A 17,493-nucleotide genomic window follows, 5' to 3' on the forward strand; every position below is an offset into this window, starting at 1 on the left:
GACTTAGCATGCTGAAGGCTGCACATATAAAATGTTACTTTTGAAACAGCCATTAACGCCTCGTTGCACATTGTGATCACTCTAACGAACCTAGGACACCTTATAGCAGCTAATAGAGCTTAGTTCCCGAACTAACGAATCTCCAATCGAGCGAGAAATACCCGAATAAGGCGTGTCAGGTTCGTTAAACTTTGCTTACGCTGAACTTAATCGACGTATCCCGCGTGACCCTTGTCCATCAAGTAGTCCATCTCAGCATCCAAAATGCTTTCCACGGTCAGCTCATCCAGCTTCACATCTTTGCGACTAAGGATGTAGTCAGCCAGATCATCGCCGTCAATATCCACATCGTTACCTTTGGCATTTTCGTGCGCCTTGTTGATGTACGCTTGCTCATGCTTCAGCACAAGAGCGATGTTCGCTTGGCTTGCCTTCGTTTTATCTGCAATATACTGCATCATTTCTTGTTCATTAATTGCGTTTGCTTCTGCCACGTTCCATTCATCTCCTTGATTCATACATACTGTTGCCATTGTAGCATAGGTTAACCCAATACAGGCAGAACTTATGCCTGAAGAACGGTTTTGGAACAGAGTTGTAATCCTTCAATCCCGCTCCATACACTAACGCTTCATCCAACTCTGTGCCTGCGCTACTCACCCTACGACAACCGTACGTAAAATGTGGCAGCTTCTCCGACCACACTTCGGGCGTATAGCTCTCCTTTGTGCTGATCCACAATAGAACGAGCAATCGCCAGCCCCAGACCATGCCCACCATGTTTGCGGGCTCTGGACGAATCCGTACGATAGAATCGATCGAAGATCCGATCCAGATGTTCTGGTGCAATGCCCTCACCCGTGTTGGACACGGCCAGCATGACATCATTATTCTGTTTCTGGAGCGTAACGTTTACCGACCCTTTGGGACCGGAATACTTCACCGCATTATCGAGCAGGATCAGAATGACCTGTTTGATCTGCTCACTGTTCCCATGAACCGTAAGATTCGGCTCAATGTTGTAGTCAAGGGAGATGTTTTTCTCAAAAATAACGGCTTCCATTGGCAAAATAATACTCTCTACCGCATCGCTCATATTAAACTTCGCATGAATCATCGTCGAGCGTGAGTCGTCCATCTGTGTCAGATAGAGCAGATCATTCGTAAGTCCGGTCATGCGTTCGGTTTCCGATTTGATATAATGCAGCCATTTAGCCTGATTCGCTATGGTATCCTCCTGATTTGCAAGCAGCACGTCAGCATTGGTATTGATGATCGCCAGAGGGGTCTTCAACTCATGTGAAGCATCACCGATGAATTGTTTTTGTTTCTCAAATGCTTCTCTAACCGGTGCAATGGAGCGATTCGCAAAATAACGGCTCAGGAAGTAGATCACAATCAACATGATTAATCCAACAACAGCAAAAGTATAGATCAGATTCGTAAGAATGCCCTGTTGTGCCGTCACATCAATGAATACGATCATATGGCCATCACCGCTCGGATCAACTACATAGGCCCAGTCCGTTCCATCCAGTGCAAATTGTCCAGTCTGCCGTTCCGAATTACCAACTTTATTCTGGTCAACCTTTTGTAACGCCTCGGTGTAGAACGTATCTTCCATATCAAATCGGGATTGCGTATCCGTAATCTTCCACTGGTCATCTGTTTTGATCATAAACGAAACGGAACGTGCCGGTGGTGAGTTGGGGTCACCTCCCGGTCCTCCATTATCACCACCCATGGCATCCGAAGGTAGTGAACCTGAACCTGAACCTGAAGCACCTGTACTAGTACCTGATCCAGATCCCGTCCCCATCCCCCCACCTTCCCCGCGCGGCATCTTGGATGAATTATAAGGACTATGATAGAAATCAGACACCTTGTACAACTCCATATCTGTCTCCCGTTGCACATTCTGATACGTAATCGTATAGATCGTCGCAAATGCCACCATCATCATAATCGATATGGACACCAGATTCACGATCAGGAATCGATTCCGAAGTTTCTTGAACATCAGGACGTCACCTCAAGCACATACCCCACACCCCGAATCGTGTTAATGCGAACAGCCGAATTCAGGAAGGTTAATTTTTTGCGTAAAAACGAGATGTACACCTCCACATTGTTATACTCCACTTCCGAATCGAATCCCCACAACTTCTCAATAATCTGCTCTTTGGAGGTAATCGCCTGCTTGCGCGTAATCAACAGCTCAAGCAGTTCATTCTCCTTCAGATTCAGCTTGATTTCCTTCCCCTGTACACTGAGCTTCAACTGAGTTGTGTTCAGCTCCATGTCGCCAAATTTCAGTCCGTCCTCCGGAAGAACTTCGCCCTTCCGCCTTAAGGCTGCACGAATCCGGGCCAGCAATTCCTCTGTGGCAAAGGGCTTGGCGATATAATCATCGGCACCATAATCAAGGCCTGTGACCTTGTCCGATAATTCACCTTTGGCCGTAAGCAGAATGACTGGCGTATGATTGCCTTCACTGCGAAGTTTCTTCAGGACGGTGATTCCGTCCATCTCTGGCATCATGATGTCGAGCAGTAACAGGTCGTAGATGCCGCTCTGCGCATAATCGAGTCCTGATCTGCCGTCGTGGACCATGTCCACGGAGTAGTTGTTTTTTTTCAAAATCTGCGATACAGCCTCTGCCAAATGAACCTCATCTTCCGCAATTAATATTCTCATGCTCTATTCATTCCTCTGCTTGAATTATTCGTCTTCATGAACGCTGTATGGTATCACCCATTCTATCAATTAAACCTTGAATCAATCTTAATATTTTTTGGGGGCAGCAACTATATAAACTGAACAAAAGAATATTTACACTTGCCAATACGATGACAGAATAACCTTCCAATCGCTGTTATCCCCAGATTTTTTGATTCCCTTTTGAGAGGTGAAAATCCAGGGATAAAGGCGAAGCATATGCTTCCGAAGCAGCTTTCTTTCAGAAAGCTTTTAGCTCCGCTTTTTCAGGTTATTTCTGTCCTCTCCGTTCTCGTGTAAATGTTTAGTTCAATTTTTATATTATAGGAAGGTAAAAAAATGTTAACGCAATGTAAAACCATTTAAGATTCATTCAAGGTTGGCCCTCTAAGATACAGACATGGAAGCAATACACGATGCATCAAAACATACAACCCACCAACGAAAGGACTGAATCCCACATGGCAATTGAAGTATTCAACCGATATGAGAGCAAGTACCTTCTGACGGATGAACAGTACGCCCATTTCTACAACGACCTGCTGAAATACATGGAACTGGATGCCTACAACAAGAAACATGAGTACTACTCCATCAGTAACCTGTATTTCGATACTCCACAGGATTCCCTGATTCGCGCCAGTCTCTCCAAACCAAAATACAAGGAGAAGCTAAGACTGCGGGCGTATGGAATACCTGAAGAGAATGCCAAAGTGTATCTGGAGATCAAAAAGAAAGTCTTTGGCCTGGTGAACAAGCGCAGAACCGCCTTGAAGCTGGATGAAGCGTACGAATTCGTTCGTTCAGGACAGGCACCGGAGCTGGCAGACTACATGAACAAACAGGTTGTGGAAGAGATCAAATACTTCCTTCGCCTCTACGATCTTGAACCGAAAGTGTATCTGGCGTATGAACGCAAAGCACTCTTCGACAAGAACAGCCGGGATCTCCGCATTACCTTTGACACAAACATTCGCAGCCGCAGATATGATCTGAAGCTGGAACAGGGAGATTACGGTGAACCGCTCGTGAAGGACGGAAGGTGGCTGATGGAAGTGAAAGCCGAGAAAACCGTTCCGCTGTGGCTGTCGCAACTGCTCTGTGAGCATGGTCTCTACCGCACTGGATTCTCCAAATACGGCAACGAGTTCAGACATCTGGCGAGAACAACCAACCTGAATTACCAGTCGGAGCGCATTCTTGTACCAGGTACTGACTTCAATCCATCCATAGAACAAGAACAAGATAAACCGATTATAGAAAGAGAGCGTGTCCTATATGCTTGATTCACTATTCAGTTCCGCCCTTACCGATACCAACCTGACGTTTAACAACGCAGTCATCACCATTGGTCTTGCCATCATCCTGGGATTAATCATCAGCCTCACGTACATGAAGACCAACCAAGCCACATACTCCCAGAGCTTCACCCTAACGATGGTCGTCCTGCCCGTCATTGTCGCCATCATCATCCTGCTCATCGGCAGCAACATTGCTCGAGCATTCAGCTTGGCAGGTGCCTTCTCGATCATTCGTTTCCGTAGTGCACCTGGTGATCCAAAGGATATTGCTTATGTATTGTTCACGATGGCTTCCGGTCTTGCCTGCGGTGTAGGTGCTTTTGGATACGCAGTGCTGTTCACGATTATCCTGTGTGTGCTGATGTTTGTCCTGAGTCGCTTCAACTTCGGCGGCAAGAAGAGTCAGCTGAAAACGCTGAAAGTCACCATTCCTGAGAATTTGAGCTATGAAGAAGCACTTAATGAAGTGTTCCATACATTTAATGTACCTTTTGACCTGAAAAAGATCAGAACGACCGAGCTCGGCAGTCTGTATGAGCTGGTCTACAGTGTAACCATTCACGAAAGTGTTAGCCAAAAGGAATTCCTTGATGCCATCCGCACACGGAACGGCAACCTGGATATCTCGTTAACCATGAGTCCAACAACGGAATATTAATTCTTAATTCGAAGGGAACGATCTATATGAAGAAAAACATGATAACAGGCAGCAAACTTTGGTCCATCGCCATGATTACCAGCCTACTCGCCGCATGCAGTTCACCAGCAACGACAAGTACAACCGCCAATGCCGCAACGTCAACGACAGGAACAACCAAAACGGTATCGGTCAGTGAGCAAACTTCTGTGAAGTACGCAGATCTGGTCTCTCTGGATGCTGACGATACCAACATTAGCTGGAACGAGGCAGATTCCACAGCGATTAAGTTGAACGGTACAACGGCAACGGTAACCGGTTCGGGAGCCAAAGCAGCCAATGGCTCAGTAACAATTACGGAAGCAGGTACTTATGTACTTAGCGGTGAGCTAACCGACGGTCAGATCGTGGTCAACGTTGCCAATAAGGGCACCGTACATCTCGTATTAAACGGAGCTACGATCCATGATAATGACAGTGCAGCGATCTATATTCAAAAGGCCGGTAAAGCGGTGATTACACTCGAAAAAGGAACCAAAAATACCGTTTCCGATGGTAAAACGTATGTGTACGCTGACGCTACAACAGACGAGCCGGATGCTGCAATCTTCAGCAAAACGGATCTTACGTTCAACGGTGCAGGTCAATTGACCGTCACAGGTAACTATAATGAAGGGATTACGAGCAAGGATGATCTGAAGATCATTAGCGGGAACATCAGTGTCAAAGCAGCCGATGACGGTATAAAAGGTAAGGATATGGTCGCCATTCAAGCGGGTACCATTACCATTCAAGCCGAAGGCGACGGTATCAAATCAACCAATGACACAGATACCACCAAAGGTTACGTTGCTATCGCAGGAGGTACCTTCGATATCCAAAGTGGCAATGATGGTATTCAGGCTGAAACTGCACTCGTTACGGATGGCGGCACATACAACATTGTGACTGCTGGCGGTAGCGCCAATGCACCAGCCAAAGTAGAAGAAGGTCCATTTGGTGGCGGTGGATGGGGTGGCGGCACACCACCAACCGATATGGGTACACCACCGGATGGCGAACCTCCTGCAGATATGCCGGAGATGCCTACTAACAGCGGTACGAATGCAGGTGCTAATACAAACGGCGCAACATCCAGTTCTGCCAACACAACAGCAACAACAAATACCGATACCGATACCAATGCCGATGCGGACACTGCTGCAACAGCAACCGAGTCCACAAGTGCCAAAGCACTGAAAGCAGGTACAGACCTGACGGTTAATGGCGGTACGTATACCATTGATTCCATGGATGATTCCCTGCACAGCAACAATAACGTGACAGTCAACGACGGAACATTCAACATTGAATCCGGTGATGACGGCATTCATGCCGATCAGGAACTGACGATTAACGGTGGCACCATTACCATTGCGAAGAGCTATGAAGGACTTGAAGGAGCAATCATCACCCTGAACGATGGGGATGTGGATGTAACGGCATCCGATGATGGCGTCAATGCTGCAGGTGGCGAGACGGAAACAACTGCGAATACAGCGGCAAGTACAGATAGCGCTACTACAGCAACCGATGCAACAACGACATCGAACATCTCTGTAACCGAAACGACAGGCACAACATCGACTACCGATCAGACATCCCAAGGTACAGATGCTAATCAGCAAGGACGTGGACCGGGCGGAATGGGAGCAGCGAGTAATAACGAGTTCCACATTAACGGCGGTACACTTACCGTGAACGCAGGTGGTGACGGACTGGATTCCAATGGTTCCATTACCATGACTGGTGGTACGGTTATTGTGAATGGACCAACGGATAACGGTAACGGAGCATTGGATTATGACGGTACATTTGAAATCAGCGGTGGATACCTCGTGGCTGCCGGAAGCTCTGGTATGGCACAAGGAACATCCGATGCGTCCACGCAAAATACCATTGTAATGACGTTCCCTGCAACGCAAAAAGCTGGAACACTTGTACATCTACAAGATAGCGAAGGCAATAACATCCTGACCTTTGCTCCGGCAAAAGATTATCAAACTGTGGTTGTCAGCTCACCGGATCTTGCAAAAGATGGTTCATACGTGATTTACTCCGGTGGTACGTCTACAGGTAAAGCGGTGGATGGGCTCTACACAGACCGTACTTACAGTGGCGGAACACAAGTAGTTGCATTCCAATCGACCAGTAATGTGACTTGGGTGAATGAATCTGGTGTAACTACAGCCAATTCAGGTATGGTTGGTCCTGGCGGAGGTCGTGGCCAAGGCGGATTCGGAGGCGGCAGAAATCGGACGCAATCCGGTACAACATCCGACAGCACAGGCACTACCGATTCTGCAAAATAATCATGATATCCTGAGGCGTAGCATATAACTGGCTTCTCAGGCGCAGGCGAAACAAAAAAGGCTCCGAATTCACGTTATGTGAGTTCGGAGCTTTCTTTCGTTATTCTTCTGGACCAGAATTACAGGGAATCATAGCCCTCTGCCCAAGGTGCAGCGGATGTACTCTTTTTCTCAGAACGAGTATACATACACCTTGGTACGCAAGGCATCCCGGCATGTAATCGTACGTAGTGGTTCCTTACCCGGGAGCGCAAAACAGACACTAATCACCTTGGCACCCGGCGGAAGCTCCCGACTGAATTTGTCCAGAAGTCGGTTCATCGCTCCCGGAAACAGATAACAGATCACACAATCCGCATGTTCATAGGAACTGGTGTATATATCCCCGCGCATGAAGCGCAGCCTACCCTTAAGAGAGTGCTGTTTTCCCTTCGCTCGACGTAAGCGAACACTGAGATACGCAATGAATTGGGAAGACCATAAGGGAATTCTCGAATTCTCAATCCCGGTCAGCCTTTTACCAGGACAGTGCCTTACAACATCCAGTCCCAGTGTACCCCATCCGGAACCTGCTTCAAGCACATCCCCGTACCCGGGAATCCGGTTCACCTCTTGAATGACCACCTGCCTAACGCGGCCGGATGTGGGCATCGGGGAAATCCCGTTTTTCCAACTAACAAGTACGATGGATATGACACCGATCAATGTCACCACGGCAATCAGCCATGGAATCAGGTAAATGATGAACATGAACTCATCCCTTTGTTATGACTCATTCATTCCGGCACATGAGACTTCATATATACACCCTTTTTATAAACGGACTTAATGGTAAAGTGTACACCCAGCTTGCGATTCGTCCGATAGATGAGCGAGTTAATCTCGTCGATCCCTACCGCTTCACTCTCCAGCATGCTCCGCTCTGGCCACACCTGAGCCACAATCTGTTCCCTTGTCACAAAGTGGTCAAGTTCGCTATACAGCAGCTTGAACAGCTGATATTCCTTCTTGGACAGCGGAATCTCCACTTCACCAATCTGCACGGTCTGCAAATGATCCTGCAAGCGTACACCCTCACCCAGCAGATCCGACACACGATACTCCCTCGTCTCTCCAAGATCCCCTTCAGCGCGAAGCTGAATCAAGCCGTTGACGAGCGTCAGGCTGTCTCCTTCGCCAAACGGATATTTCTCATAGGGAACGAGGCGCTGCCCGTTCAGTTCGGTTCCATTTTTGCTATCCAGATCCTCAATCCATAACTGTTGCTGTACATCATAATGAATGCGGCAATGCCGCTTCGATATCATCTGATTATAAACAGACAAGTCCAATTCACTACCGCCTGTGTAACGTCCCACCGTAATGGAGCGACCCTGGCTTACATAAGCGAACGAGCCGTCACTTTCCTGCCCTGGCGTACGAATGACGATTTTTGCCGTCTCCCGCATGTTATTCTCCCACCTTCAATGATCACTCGATCTCTATAAACATTTCGTAACAATAATGATAAGATCATCAGATTTGTTCCATTGTTTGCACCGCTATAGTTCAATATAGTGGTATACAGGAACGATTTATGTTCGGTTCTACTAACTCTACTATACCAGACGTTGTGCTTTTTTTCTCATGACGGCCGGATGTCTACTTTAGATCATTCAACAAGAGAGGTACCTTCCCATGAACAAAAAAAACATTTTCATATACGTATTGCTCGCCTTTGCGTTGTCCATGACATTAACCGTGCTCTCCCGTATGAATGATGATGGCGGAGAACCACTGAAGGGCACCTCGGCTGCCGAAACGTCATGGTTACAAATGAAGATCCAGCCCTGAGTCTACTCTATTATAACGTGATCTCTGCGCAAAACGTTTCACGAATGTCATATTAGGCTATGGCATCGAATCCAAATTAAAACAGATCAATAAGGCCCCAGATTGCTGGTCACAGCATCCCGGAGCCTCATTTTAATATAAAAAATCTATATTACACGACTTATTTCCCAAAGCGAAGTGAGTTGGACAGCGGATTCCCACTATCCTACCAACACTCATTTTAACGTGGTTTCTTTCTCACACCGAATTTCCTCCACACATACACAATAAGAGCTACAGGGCCAGCAAGCCATAACATTTGCCAAAGCATGATTTTCATGTCGAATCCCATTTCATGATTCCCTCCTCCGATAATCGCAAAGGTAAATACAGTCGTTCAAAACCCAAATCAATCTTGTTCATCCTCCGGCATAGTCGGTTCGTCGTCAAGCTTCACTGTCTCTCTGGACTGTATTTCCTCCATCCGACTCGACACCTTCTGATACAGGTAAGAGATGCCCAGCAGCAACACACCGAAGCTGAAGTAGGCAAAGATTTTGCTGCCCGAGGTTAGCATCCCCACATCATAGAACACCATCTTACCCGTAGCGAACAACGTTAGGCCAAGGCCCAGACGCCGAATCATGACATATTTTCTACGGAATCCATAGGCAATATAGAGAATCGCGAGCAGCAGATAGATTAGGCTGAACATCAGCCCCACATCACCCCACTGGAACTGGATCGTCAGGAATACGGTGATGACCCCTAGCAGATATACCCCTGCGATAACCGGGTACCATTCAATGCTCTTGAACTGCCCGCGGATGCCTGCAATCAGCAGATCCCTTCCTGCAAAGAATACCCCTACGTTAAAGATAATTAGCACCAGCAAACCAACAATCTCTGCCGCTGTATGCTGCTGAACTTCCGGCTGAAGCGCTGGCATGGTTAAGGTGACAGCCAGTGCAATACAGCAACCAATGGCATGCAGGAAAGTGGTATACATCTGTACGTATTGATCACGCAACAACTTCACTTTGCTCAATCCATAGGCCAATGCAATGGTCAGCGCTGCAAACATGAGCAGCTTGTAGAACATGTATAACAGGAACGTCCCATCCACAGCTCTGGTATACAATTCATTCGATTCATACAGCACGTATAACCACAGATTGGCGAGTGTCACATACTTGAATCCGTTCAGGAAGCCCAGCTCCAGCGGGCTGTAGTTGAATCTCTCCCTGGCAGATGAGCTGCTGTGAACTGCCCAGGCATAATACAGTGTAATAAGCAGGGTACCCAGCGTAATGCTGGAGTATTTTAACATGAAGTAAGAACGTTCCCCGATGAAGAATAGCGCCAGCAGGTCATAGTACACGAAAGTGATTAGACATAGAAGCACAATACCCCATCCGGCACGTTCCACCGACTTGAGCCGTTTCAGATGTCCAAGCGTAACCAGCAGAACCCCTTCAATTAACCAGCCCATCGATAACCACTTGGCCCCGAACTGGAACAGAATAATCAGAATGGCAAAGGTCAGGGAAGTGATATAGAAGAGCAGAATGGTCTGTTTCTCCTGAGCCATATTGCGCTGAACGAATCGTGCGAGACCCAGATATACCACGCAGAAGATTAACGCCAACAAGCCTTGAGCATCATTCCAATTCGCCACATCAAATAACACGTATAACATCAGGCAACTGATGGTCGTATTCATAGCCAGCAGAGCGAAATCCCACCAGGTTAACTTCATCCGATGTTTGAACGGATATGCCAGTGTAATGCCCAGATATAATGCAAACGTCACAATGGAATACAACATGCCAATCTTCTCACTTGGCGACAGCCACAAGAGGATAAGCATGGATGGTGTGTTGAACAGGAAACTGATATAGTGCACTACCGGCCACCGTTTGCCAAACGAAATGAACACAATAATGCCGTTTAAGAGCAGCAGATAGATCATGGCTACATAGACAGCAGGGCCCTCAAGTCCGAACGAGAACATATAGGAGAATAGCGGAAGATATCCGCCTACCAGACCCAATGAACATATGGTCTTCGACTGATACCTTAGGGACAACAATACGGAGATTGCCGATACCAATACAGACAGGGCAAGTCCCGTATATAACCCGATAATATGCAGCAAAAAGTAACTATAGAAGATGGAGCCGAACAAGACGGAGATCCCACCGCCAAGCAGGCCCGTCGCAAACGTCTGCTTTTTACGGCGGAACAGCCACTCTCCTCCAGCAAGCATCAGAGCACCAAGCAGGAAAAAGGCTCCGCTCTTCATCTCGTCATTAAACCAGGTCGAGTACGAGTATCGGAACGCTGCTCCAACCCCCAGAATGAGGAGCAGGATGGCTACTTTGTTGATCCAGCTGAGTCCAATCTTCATCTCCATGCGATTCTGCTTGATCCGGCGTTGAATAGTCTCTTCGCTTAATCCCTCCTCCGCCATCTGCTCATATCCACGCTCCATGTGCCCACGCAGAGCCTCTTCTCTCTCCTGTACGGCCCGCTTGTGCGATTCAATACGCTCATTCACCTCTGCCGCAAGGTAAGCAATCCTTTCCTTCACCTCGTGTGAATCCTCTTGCAACTCCTGTGCTGCCTGGTTGTACAGCGCGTTCAGGCTGGATTTGGTTCGATGTTCATGAGATGCAATTCGATCGTTATGTACCGCTGTTTTTCCTTGAAAATACGTCTCCATCTTCTCCCGCGATACCCGGATCAGATTAAGCTTCTCATCCAACATCTGTTCAGATAACGCCATGCGAAGACGTGCATTCTCTTCTTCCATCTTGCGCGAGCGAAGTTCGAGCTGTTGCAGCTTGAGTTTGTGAGCTTCATACTGTTCCTGTAACTGTTCATTCTGAACGATCAGATCATCGGATTGGTATTCCTGGAGCAGGGCATGATACTCCTTCGCCAGCTGTTTCTGCTGCTCCTGAACCTGCCCAAGCCGTTCCTTAAACTCCTTCATGAGCTTCCTCCGTTGGTTGATGTTTAATCTTTTCCCTATATTTTACTATATGTATGCCATAAAAAGAGGTTTAAACATTAGATATATCTGTGCAATATTTCAATCGAAGGATCTCAAACGCAAAAAAAGCCGGGAAGCAACCGCTTCTCCCGACTTATATTCATATGAGCATTTTGCACAAGAATGGATCTTAGGCCGCATCACTCGTCTCCGATTGGTCGACTGACTCGGGCTCAATTATCTCAGTCGCATCCGGGTCCAGCCAACTGGCGATCATGCCACGCACATACTGCAGATCGTCCTCCGACAGATCGTAGTACCATGTGCCACTGCGCGTTGCCCCCTCACCCTTCAGCATGTAATTGCTGATCGTTGGTATGCTATCTTTCATATATAAGGACTCGGCAAATTTCACGATAAAGTCCGAGGTCATGTTGGTTGTAAAATTCGATCCGGCAATCTGGATGACGTCCGGGATCTTGGTCAGATTTTTGACCTCCAGCGCACGATTCATGAAGGCACTTAGGAAAATCCGGTGACGCATCGTACGATTGAAATCTGAATCTTCCCGGTAACGCACATAACCAAGCGCTTCTTCGCCGTTATAGATCGGTTTATTCGCTTCAACAAACAGCTTCTCATGAATTTTGAGCTTGTTCTCAATATTTTTTTTGATCGGCAGTTCAACGCCACCCACCGCATCAACAATATCCTTGAGCCCGTTAAAATTAATCGCGGCATAGAAATCCACTTTGTTCCCCAGCAAATTCTCCACCGTATCCATCGCCATCTTGGCTTCACCGTGGGCATATGCTGAGTTGATCTTCGACTTCACATCTCGGCCAACAATCTCGGTATAGGAATCACGTGGAATGGACAGCAGCAGCACTTTATTGTCTTCTGGACGCACGACGGAATAGATGATGGTATCCGAACGGCTTGGTTCGTTATCCCGTTGGTCAATCCCTAGCAGCAACAGCGAGAATGGGTCGGTATGTTCCACGACAGGGGCATCCTTATCGCCAGCTGGTACAAAGGAGTCATCCAAGGCTTCCTTCACCGTAGCTGAAGCGAACAAATTAAAGGCAAACACGACGAGTTGCTTTTGATAGATAAATCCGAGTCCTCCGAGCACAAACAGCACACTTAGGGTGATGATCAATGGCTTCTTCCATTTCTTCTTCGGTTTCTTCGGCTTCCGTCTTGTTAAATGTGCGGCACTGTTTTCCATCATATCTCCTTTAATAACGGGTTCTTAGAATCATTTAACTATATTAATAACACGTTTTCAATAGATTACGTTATAATCTGCTATACATAAACAAGCATAAAGGGAGCGATAAAGGATGGAGTATCGACGTTTGGGCAATAGTGGTTTGCGTGTGTCGGCACTGGGGCTCGGCACCAATGCGTTTGGTAAACGCGCGGATGAAGCAGCTTCTACCCGCATTATTCATGCAGCGATGGATCAGGGCATCAACTTTATCGATACCGCCAATATCTACGCAGGTACGGAATCAGAACGCATCATTGGACAGGCTCTCACAGGTCGTCGGGAAAACGCGGTGCTTGCGACCAAAGCCGGACTTCCCCGGCATGACGGTCCCCATGGGCGGGGTTCCTCCCGCTACCACCTGCAACAAGAGCTGGAACATAGCCTGCGGCGCCTGCAAACGGATTATGTGGATCTGTACCAGATCCATACTTTTGATCCGCATACACCGCTGGATGAGACACTGCGCACACTGGATGATATGGTCACTTCCGGCAAAGTCCGTTACATCGGAGCCTCCAACTACGCAGCCTGGGAGCTGATGAAAGCTTTAGGCATCAGTGAACAGAAAGGTTATGTGCGCTACATCTCCACCCAAACCAGCTACTCTCTGGCAGACCGTACACCTGAGCTGGAACTGGTACCAATGTGTCTCGATCAGGGTGTGGGTATTATCCCGTATTTCCCGCTGGCAGGTGGTATTCTGACCGGTAAATATAACGGACAGACTAGTGTGCCTTCTGGTTCCAGAGCAGACACCGATCCGTCCTTCAACCGTTTCCTGCTGGAGCATAATATCGAACTGAGTGAACAAGTGAGTGCTAAAGCTGCCTCATATGGGTGCTCCCCGAGTGTTCTGTCGCTCGCATGGCTACTGGCACGTCCAGCCGTATCTACAGTGATTGTGGGCGCTACACGCACCGAACAGCTGGAACATAATCTGGCTAGTCTGGACATGTCACTGCCCGATGAGCTGTTGGCCGATCTAGACCAGATCAGTGACTCTTTCCGTCGCCGCGAGCCGTTTGCGTCCTATCGAATCGATTGAGCAACCAAAATAGACCTCCCGACAAGATGAAGTCAGGAGGTCTATTTGTATTTTACAGAGGTGCTATAATTATTAATAATCAGAAAATTTTCCAGTTCCACTACATTCTGTAGTTTAATACATTAAAAAAAAGATATATTACGGATCAACTCTCTGTTTTTTGGCGAAGAAACTCTTGCATAATCTCCAAATACTCTCCCTTACGTTCATCCAAAGTTTCGAAGAATGCCTTGTCCGATTCCTCGACCAGATGAATTCCCTCCACAGCCAATCGGGTTCCCTCTTCCGTTGTTGTGATAATATTGGCACGCGTATCTGTCTGATGACGAGCGCGGGTAATTAATCCCCTTTTTTCAAGCGCACGTAGAACCTGAGAAGTCACGTTAACATCCACCTTGGCAAACTGAGCAATTTGAACCTGAGTAACTCCTTTGCCTTCCTCATCGTGTTCATTGAGCCACAAACAGGCGTGCAATAATACAAATTGAGGTTGTGTCAGTTCGAGGGGCTCCAGCACCCTGCGTACTTCCTTTTGCCACATGGCTGTAACCTGCCATAACAGATATCCCGGGCTTTCTTGTGCGTTTTTATACCGTGAGCTTGTCATCTCATACCTCCATGATGTGCGACCTTATGCAACAGAATATGTATCCGTCAGTCAATGAAGTAAATCCATTATTCATATAACGATGATGGAAACATATCCGTTGCAACTCTGTGTGTTCTTTCTCAAAAAAATGATTAGCGCGCAGGGATAAACTGCTTCACCCATTGTCCGAATCCTTGCGGATTGCGGCTCTGTATAAGAATGGTTCCTTCTCCACGGAACCGGCATACCAATCCTTCTCCACTTGTAACACTGGATAACCAGCCCTGTGAAGCTTTCTCTATCCGGTAATCTACATAATGAGGCCATGCCACCAAATGGGCGTTATCCACGATCATTTCTTCACCTGCTGCCAGATTAATCGCATGGATGGCACCATAGGAAGACAGAAATACGGTTCCACGTCCGCTGATCTCAATAATGAAGAAACCTTCTCCCGAAAAGAGACCTTTTTTCAGGTTTTGCATTTTGGTATTCACCTGGATGCCCTCGGTTCCTGCCAGAAATCCGTCTTTCTGCACATAGAGTGAATAGGAACCATCCAATTCAACAGCTTCTACATCGCCCATACTGGAAGGTGAGAGCAGAATCTCTGCCGACCCGCCCGCAGCCGTCAACTCCTGAAAGAAAAACTTCTCCCCGCTCAGCATCCGACCGAACCCGGCAAACATCCCACCTTCTGCTGAACCCTTTAGTGCAACCGTAGGCGTCATGGATACCATCGCACCACTCTCGGCCTTGAACCGCTCTCCCCGCTGCAAATGTACCTTGAGCATCGCAAAAGCACCATCATATAAAATCTCATAGTTCACGGTTGCACCAGCTCCCTATTGTCAGAGTTAAAATCATTGAGTCCATTGTCTTCCAGAACTGCTGATTTGTCTCCGTATTCCTTCACAATATGTTGATCTCCCCAATTACAGAGCGCATTGAGAATTGGTTCAAGACTTCTCCCGTAATCACTCAATTCGTATTCTACTTTGGGAGGGACCTGATTATATACGATTCGGTTTACGATTCCGTCGTTTTCAAGCTCTCTCAGTTGCTGTGTTAACATTTTCTGTGTAATTGCGGGCATAATACGCTTGAGATCACTGGTTCGTCTTTTCCCATGTGTCAGATGACAGAGAATCACGCATTTCCACTTGCCACCGATCACTTCTAGGGTAGCTTCAACCGAGATGTTATATTTTTTTCTAACCATAACTTGCTTCCTCCCTGATGAATTGGATTACATCCGTCGCATGCTGTATAGGCACTAAAAAGTACGTAGGGTACTAAAAAGTACGTACTATTCAATCTATACCGAATAACTCATAATAGCATTTGCCGGTACGTAAATCTACATTCGGGGGAGTTGAGCAAGAAATGTTACAAGATTCAAAGCGTAGCACGTGGGCACTGCTAGCACTGGCCATTAGTGCATTCGCGATCGGTACCACAGAATTTATCAGCGTTGGGCTACTGCCCCTCATTGCAGATGACCTGGGCATTTCCGTAACTTCAGCGGGACTGACCGTTACTTTATATGCATTAGGCGTTACCTTTGGAGCTCCTGTTCTGACTTCACTGACGTCTACCATATCACGCAAAACGCTATTGCTTGCCATCATGATTGTATTCATTGCGGGTAACACGATGGCTGCACTATCGACAGGCATCACCATGTTACTCATTGCACGAGTAGTATCCGCTCTGGCACACGGGGTGTTCATGTCCATTGGCTCCACGATTGCAGCCGATCTGGTGCCTGCCAACCGTAGGGCGAGTGCTATTGCCATCATGTTCTCCGGTCTTACCATTGCCACAGTAACCGGTGTACCTCTCGGTACACTCATTGGCCAACATTGGGGCTGGCGCGCTGCCTTTATCCTAATTGTTGTGGTTGGCATCATTGCAATGATCGGAAACCTGATACTCGTGCCATCCACGTTGAAGCGAGGAACACGGACGGCATTTCGGGATCAGCTGAAGCTTGTTACAGGTGGACGCTTGCTGCTTGCTTTTGCCATCACTGCTGTTGGGTACGGAGGAACATTTGTCGTGTTTACGTATCTGTCCCCGTTGTTGCATGATATTAGCGGTTATTCCGAGAAAACAGTAGCGTTCATTCTGTTGTTGTACGGAATAGCCATCGCTGTTGGCAACATCATCGGCGGCAGAGCAGCCAATCGCAACCCACTCAAGGCGCTCTTCTACATGTTCATCATTCAGACCATCATTCTGGGCATCATGTACTTTACGGTCCCATTCAAGTTGGCAGCACTACTTACCATTATGGGTATGGGTCTGCTCGCCTTCATGAATGTGCCTGGTCTTCAGATGTACGTTGTAACCTTGGCTGAACGATATGCACCACAGGCCAAGGATGTAGCCTCAGCCTTTAACATCGCCGCATTTAATGCAGGGATCGCTATAGGTGCCTATTTGGGTGGCGTGATCAATGACTCCATTGGTTTGATTCACACGACATGGGTCGGAGCCTTGATGGTTCTCGTAGCTGTAATTCTGACCGCATGGGCTAAAATGCTGGAAAGCAAGGATCAACATGCATCAGTCGAAATGGAGAAAGCTTCGTTCTAATTCCTATCCAACCATAGGTCCACTCTATATTTATCAGTTCCAGCCTTCAAGGGGAACCGGTTTCACATGGTATTTTATTATACTATAATACGTTGAACCCAATTTGATCTACTATGATTTAATTTTGTATGATAAAACAACAAAAATTCAGCTTAATATGACTGA

At 47.3% G+C, this 17,493-nt stretch carries 16 protein-coding genes; 6 read left to right on the forward strand and 10 right to left on the reverse strand.

Annotated elements, in window-relative coordinates; translation table 11 throughout:
• Positions 1–206 precede the first annotated feature (206 nt).
• From IFU39_RS23885 to IFU39_RS23895, 3 genes are all read right to left on the reverse strand, one after another.
• On the reverse strand, positions 207–461 hold the full coding sequence (locus tag IFU39_RS23885) for a hypothetical protein (RefSeq protein WP_124116914.1): 255 nt from the start codon (positions 459–461) through the stop codon (positions 207–209).
• Between the two features lie 200 nt (positions 462–661).
• Positions 662–2,020, reverse strand: coding sequence for a sensor histidine kinase (locus IFU39_RS23890; RefSeq protein WP_192135250.1), 1,359 nt, complete (start codon positions 2,018–2,020; stop codon positions 662–664).
• On the reverse strand, positions 2,020–2,697 hold the full coding sequence (locus IFU39_RS23895; RefSeq protein ID WP_192135252.1) for a response regulator transcription factor: 678 nt from the start codon (positions 2,695–2,697) through the stop codon (positions 2,020–2,022). The genes IFU39_RS23890 and IFU39_RS23895 overlap by 1 nt, the downstream gene beginning before the upstream one ends.
• Before the next feature lie 482 nt (positions 2,698–3,179).
• On the opposite strand from IFU39_RS23895, the gene IFU39_RS23900 reads away from it, so the two are divergent.
• Genes IFU39_RS23900 through IFU39_RS23910 form a run of 3 tightly spaced genes read left to right on the forward strand, consistent with a single transcriptional unit; the run spans position 3,180 to position 7,007 of the window.
• Positions 3,180–4,004: a polyphosphate polymerase domain-containing protein gene (locus tag IFU39_RS23900; protein WP_192135255.1), complete on the forward strand. Its 825-nt coding sequence runs from the start codon at positions 3,180–3,182 to the stop codon at positions 4,002–4,004.
• The gene (locus tag IFU39_RS23905; RefSeq protein ID WP_091012463.1) at positions 3,997–4,677 is read left to right on the forward strand and encodes a DUF4956 domain-containing protein; all 681 of its coding nucleotides are present in this window, start codon (positions 3,997–3,999) and stop codon (positions 4,675–4,677) included. Before IFU39_RS23900 ends, IFU39_RS23905 begins: the two co-directional genes overlap by 8 nt.
• Before the next feature lie 26 nt (positions 4,678–4,703).
• Entirely contained in the window at positions 4,704–7,007 is a 2,304-nt protein-coding gene (locus IFU39_RS23910) for a carbohydrate-binding domain-containing protein (RefSeq protein WP_192135257.1), read from the forward strand.
• Between the two features lie 171 nt (positions 7,008–7,178).
• On the opposite strand, the gene IFU39_RS23915 is transcribed toward IFU39_RS23910, so the two are convergent.
• Both IFU39_RS23915 and IFU39_RS23920 read right to left on the reverse strand, forming a co-directional pair.
• Complete coding sequence (locus IFU39_RS23915; RefSeq protein WP_105600430.1) at positions 7,179–7,757, reverse strand: class I SAM-dependent methyltransferase; 579 nt, start codon at positions 7,755–7,757, stop codon at positions 7,179–7,181.
• A 26-nt stretch (positions 7,758–7,783) separates the two neighbouring features.
• Entirely contained in the window at positions 7,784–8,455 is a 672-nt protein-coding gene (locus IFU39_RS23920) for an FHA domain-containing protein (RefSeq protein ID WP_105600432.1), read from the reverse strand.
• 229 nt (positions 8,456–8,684) lie between these two features.
• Here IFU39_RS23920 and IFU39_RS23925 point away from each other — a divergent pair, with 229 nt between their 5' ends.
• On the forward strand, positions 8,685–8,840 hold the full coding sequence (locus tag IFU39_RS23925) for a hypothetical protein (RefSeq protein ID WP_192135259.1): 156 nt from the start codon (positions 8,685–8,687) through the stop codon (positions 8,838–8,840).
• Between the two features lie 388 nt (positions 8,841–9,228).
• Here the strand turns inward: IFU39_RS23925 and IFU39_RS23930 are convergent, their stop codons facing one another.
• Positions 9,229–11,817 (reverse strand): DUF2339 domain-containing protein, encoded by a 2,589-nt coding sequence (locus IFU39_RS23930; RefSeq protein ID WP_192135261.1) that lies wholly within the window; start codon positions 11,815–11,817, stop codon positions 9,229–9,231.
• A 190-nt stretch (positions 11,818–12,007) separates the two neighbouring features.
• Entirely contained in the window at positions 12,008–13,051 is a 1,044-nt protein-coding gene (locus IFU39_RS23935) for an LCP family protein (RefSeq protein ID WP_341074169.1), read from the reverse strand.
• A gap of 112 nt (positions 13,052–13,163) precedes the next feature.
• Here IFU39_RS23935 and IFU39_RS23940 point away from each other — a divergent pair, with 112 nt between their 5' ends.
• Positions 13,164–14,138, forward strand: coding sequence for an aldo/keto reductase (locus IFU39_RS23940; protein WP_192135263.1), 975 nt, complete (start codon positions 13,164–13,166; stop codon positions 14,136–14,138).
• Between the two features lie 145 nt (positions 14,139–14,283).
• Here IFU39_RS23940 and IFU39_RS23945 read toward each other — a convergent pair whose 3' ends face one another.
• From IFU39_RS23945 to IFU39_RS23955, 3 genes are all read right to left on the reverse strand, one after another.
• On the reverse strand, positions 14,284–14,745 hold the full coding sequence (locus IFU39_RS23945; protein ID WP_036612197.1) for a MarR family winged helix-turn-helix transcriptional regulator: 462 nt from the start codon (positions 14,743–14,745) through the stop codon (positions 14,284–14,286).
• Positions 14,746–14,879: 134 nt separating this feature from the next.
• Positions 14,880–15,557 (reverse strand): TIGR00266 family protein, encoded by a 678-nt coding sequence (locus IFU39_RS23950; RefSeq protein WP_192135265.1) that lies wholly within the window; start codon positions 15,555–15,557, stop codon positions 14,880–14,882.
• Entirely contained in the window at positions 15,554–15,949 is a 396-nt protein-coding gene (locus IFU39_RS23955; protein WP_017691613.1) for a winged helix-turn-helix transcriptional regulator, read from the reverse strand. The genes IFU39_RS23950 and IFU39_RS23955 overlap by 4 nt, the downstream gene beginning before the upstream one ends.
• A 164-nt stretch (positions 15,950–16,113) precedes the next feature.
• On the opposite strand from IFU39_RS23955, the gene IFU39_RS23960 reads away from it, so the two are divergent.
• Positions 16,114–17,328: an MFS transporter gene (locus tag IFU39_RS23960; RefSeq protein ID WP_192135267.1), complete on the forward strand. Its 1,215-nt coding sequence runs from the start codon at positions 16,114–16,116 to the stop codon at positions 17,326–17,328.
• The last annotated feature ends 165 nt before the right edge of the window (positions 17,329–17,493 follow it).

It is taken from the genome of Paenibacillus sp. CFBP 13594, from assembly GCF_014842675.1.
In the GTDB taxonomy this organism is placed as follows: Bacteria; Bacillota; Bacilli; order Paenibacillales; family Paenibacillaceae; genus Paenibacillus; species Paenibacillus amylolyticus_B.

Bases quoted from the DNA above. Each gene is read 5' to 3' on its own strand.
- IFU39_RS23925 (WP_192135259.1), top strand. From the start codon at position 8,685: ATGAACAAAAAAAACATTTTCATATACGTATTGCTCGCCTTTGCGTTG.
- IFU39_RS23915 (WP_105600430.1), bottom strand. From the start codon at position 7,757: ATGTTCATCATTTACCTGATTCCATGGCTGATTGCCGTGGTGACATTG.
- IFU39_RS23885 (WP_124116914.1), bottom strand. From the start codon at position 461: ATGATGCAGTATATTGCAGATAAAACGAAGGCAAGCCAAGCGAACATC.
- IFU39_RS23935 (WP_341074169.1), bottom strand. From the start codon at position 13,051: ATGATGGAAAACAGTGCCGCACATTTAACAAGACGGAAGCCGAAGAAA.
- IFU39_RS23890 (WP_192135250.1), bottom strand. From the start codon at position 2,020: ATGTTCAAGAAACTTCGGAATCGATTCCTGATCGTGAATCTGGTGTCC.
- IFU39_RS23960 (WP_192135267.1), top strand. From the start codon at position 16,114: ATGTTACAAGATTCAAAGCGTAGCACGTGGGCACTGCTAGCACTGGCC.
- IFU39_RS23895 (WP_192135252.1), bottom strand. From the start codon at position 2,697: ATGAGAATATTAATTGCGGAAGATGAGGTTCATTTGGCAGAGGCTGTA.
- IFU39_RS23900 (WP_192135255.1), top strand. From the start codon at position 3,180: ATGGCAATTGAAGTATTCAACCGATATGAGAGCAAGTACCTTCTGACG.
- IFU39_RS23945 (WP_036612197.1), bottom strand. From the start codon at position 14,745: ATGACAAGCTCACGGTATAAAAACGCACAAGAAAGCCCGGGATATCTG.
- IFU39_RS23905 (WP_091012463.1), top strand. From the start codon at position 3,997: ATGCTTGATTCACTATTCAGTTCCGCCCTTACCGATACCAACCTGACG.
- IFU39_RS23920 (WP_105600432.1), bottom strand. From the start codon at position 8,455: ATGCGGGAGACGGCAAAAATCGTCATTCGTACGCCAGGGCAGGAAAGT.
- IFU39_RS23940 (WP_192135263.1), top strand. From the start codon at position 13,164: ATGGAGTATCGACGTTTGGGCAATAGTGGTTTGCGTGTGTCGGCACTG.
- IFU39_RS23930 (WP_192135261.1), bottom strand. From the start codon at position 11,817: ATGAAGGAGTTTAAGGAACGGCTTGGGCAGGTTCAGGAGCAGCAGAAA.
- IFU39_RS23955 (WP_017691613.1), bottom strand. From the start codon at position 15,949: ATGGTTAGAAAAAAATATAACATCTCGGTTGAAGCTACCCTAGAAGTG.
- IFU39_RS23910 (WP_192135257.1), top strand. From the start codon at position 4,704: ATGAAGAAAAACATGATAACAGGCAGCAAACTTTGGTCCATCGCCATG.